At 50.2% G+C, this 3074-nt stretch carries 2 protein-coding genes; both read left to right on the top strand.

Annotated features, from left to right (window positions below; genetic code table 11):
* Positions 1–1754 (top strand): cytochrome c biogenesis protein ResB (locus tag ACTHUE_RS14215; protein ID WP_440423805.1); only part of this gene is annotated, 1754 nt, incomplete at its 5' end.
* On the top strand, positions 1747–2934 hold the full coding sequence (gene ccsB / locus ACTHUE_RS14210; protein WP_004520889.1) for a c-type cytochrome biogenesis protein CcsB: 1188 nt from the start codon (positions 1747–1749) through the stop codon (positions 2932–2934). The genes ACTHUE_RS14215 and ccsB, both read left to right, overlap by 8 nt.
* Positions 2935–3074: the final 140 nt, after the last annotated feature.

Raw genomic sequence — 3074 nt, 5'->3', positions numbered from 1 at the left:
CCGGATTGTGCCTGATTCGCAATGTTCCGCCGTTTTTGCGCGAGATTCGTTCGTTCCGTGAAAACGCGAAGGAAAAATCGCTGGCGGCAATGCGCCATTCCATCGTTTTAGACGGACAGGTGACGCCCGAAGTCGCACAACGGTATTTGGAAGTACAAGGTTATGGCTGCAAAACCGTTACGCGTGAAGACGGTTCGGTTTTGGTGGCGGCGAAAAAAGGCGCGATGAACAAATGGGGCTATATCTTTGCCCATGCCGCGCTGATTGTGATTTGTTTGGGCGGTTTGATAGACAGCAATATTCTGCTGAAAATCGGTATGCTCACCGGCCGGGTCGTGCCGGACAATACGGCGGTTTACGCCAAAGACTTTAAGCCCGAAAGCGTGTTGGGTACGTCCAATTTGTCGTTTAGGGGCAATGTCAATATTTCGGAAGGTCAGAGCGCGGACGTGGTATTTCTGAATGCGGATAACGGCATGCTCGTGCAAGACTTGCCGTTTTCCGTCAAATTGAAGAAATTCCATATTGATTTTTACGATACCGGTATGCCGCGCGATTTCGCCAGCGACTTGGAAGTCACGGACAAGGCAACCGGCAAAGTCAGCGAACACACCATCCGCGTCAACTATCCTTTGACGCTGCACGGTATTACGGTTTATCAGGCAAGTTTTGCCGACGGCGGCTCAGACTTGACGTTTAAAGCGTGGAATCTGGCTGATGCCGACCGTACTCCGGTCAAACTCAAAGCAACTTCAATGCGCGAGTTTCCGCTGGATTTGGGCAAGGCTTCTTATAAATTGGAATTCGACCAGTTTACTTCGATGAACGTCGAAGACATGAGCGAGCCGTCTGAAAAAGAGCAAAACCTGAAATCCGCCATCAATGATGTTCGTTCTGTCCGTCAGGAAGGCAAAAAATACACCAATATTGGCCCATCTATCGTTTACCGCATCCGCGACAAAGCAGGGCAGGCGGTCGAATATAAAAACTATATGTTGCCGGTAAAACAAGATGAAGACTATTTCTTCATTACCGGCACGCGCAGCGGCTTGGCGCAGCAATACCGCTGGTTGCGCATTCCAATGGATAAAAACGGTAAAATCGATACCTTTATGGCTTTGCGCCAATATTTGAAAGACGATGCGGCACGCCGTAAAACCGTTGCCAACGCCGTCAAAGGCGCACCCGCCGAAATCCGCGAGCAATTCATGGCGGCGGCGGAAAATACTTTGTCGATTTTTGCCAAAGGCGGCTATTTGGCTTTGGACGAATTTGTTACCACCAACATTCCCAAAGATCAGCAGGAAAAAATGCAGGGCTATTTCTATGAGATGCTCTATGGCGTGATGAATGCCGCTTTGGAAGACACGATCAGTACATACAACCTGCCGGCTTGGCCGCAAGATGAAAAACGCAACCGCTTCCTGCTGCATGCAATGGATGCGTACACCGGTTTAACCGAGTATCCTGCGCCGATGTTGCTGCAATTGGACGGCTATTCCGAAGTGCGCTCTTCCGGATTGCAGATGACCCGTTCTCCGGGGGAATTCTTGGTGTATTTGGGTTCGGTATTGCTGGTGTTGGGCACGGTGTTTATGTTCTATATCCGTGAAAAACGTGCTTGGCTGCTGTTTTCAGACGGCCGTATCCGTTTTGCCATGTCTTCCAGCCGCAACGAACGCGACTTGCAGAAAGAATTTCCGCAACACACACGGCAATTGCAGCAGCTTGCCAAGGATTTGAACCATGAATAACAAACATCAGGCCTTGCCCGAGCATGAGCTTCTGACACACAAATCATTTATCCGAAACCTCAACCTCTTCGACTGGGCATTCGCACTGCTGATTGCCATCAGTGCGTTTATTGCCCAAACCCAAGCCGGTCTGCACATGGACATCTACGAAATGGTGATTTTGTGGGCGAGTGCCGGTATTGCCGTTTTTCTGGGTTGGTTTTTCAAACCGATGCGCTGGTTTATCCCTTTGGGCGTGTGCTTGGCGTATTTGGCCGTTGATTTGTATGGCGGTGACATCAAACACGCAGACGGTTTCCTGCTCAAATATCTGTTAAGCAGCCAGTCGGCGATTATGTGGCAATGCGCGTTTGTGTTCTTTGCCTTGTTTGCCTATATCGTCGGCGCGATAGCGGCGGTGCGCAAAAATGTGTCGTCCAATACGCTTTTGGGCATGGGTACCGTGTTTGCGTGGGTTTCCGCGATGGCGGGCTTTGTCGGTTTGCTGGTACGCTGGCATGAAAGCTATCTGCTGCGTCCCGATGCCGGCCATATTCCGGTTTCCAACCTTTACGAAGTATTTATCTTGTTCTTGGTCATTACGGCACTGATGTACCTCTATTACGAAGGCCGTTTTGCCGTACAAAAACTGGGTGGCTTTGTCTTCAGCTTTATGGCAATTGTGGTCGGATTTGTCTTATGGTACAGCGTTTCACGCGAGGCTCATGCCATTCAGCCGCTGATTCCGGCTTTGCAGTCTTGGTGGATGAAAATCCACGTTCCGGCCAACTTTATCGGCTACGGCGCATTCTGTATCGCTGCCATGCTGGGTATTGCCGAACTGCTGGCGCTCAGAAAAGAAGATGCGGGCAAAAAATCATGGCTGCCGCACTCGCAAGTCATTGAAGAAGTTATGTACAAAGCGATTGCTGTCGGTTTCTTATTCTTCACGATTGCCACCATTCTCGGCGCATTGTGGGCAGCCTCTGCGTGGGGTCGCTATTGGAGCTGGGACCCGAAAGAAACTTGGGCATTCATCGTTTGGCTGAATTACGCTGTTTGGTTGCATTTGCGGCTGGTGGCAGGCTGGCGCGGCAGGGTGTTGGCTTGGTGGGCAGTCATCGGCCTGGTCATTACCGCCTTTGCCTTTATCGGCGTGAATATGTTCTTGAGCGGCCTGCATTCTTACGGCACTTTGTAAACCGCTTATTCCGCACTTTATTTCAGACGGCCTTTTTCCGTTTTCGGAGAAAACGCCGTCTGAATCGTTTTTAATCATTTTTTCAGACGGCCTCAAACCATGTTGGTATTAGGAATTGAATCATCTTGCGACGAAACCGG

This window comes from Neisseria sp. P0021.S005, assembly GCF_051956955.1.
Note: the sequence above shows the minus strand (reverse complement) of the source record. Positions and strands in the feature narration are given on the sequence as shown.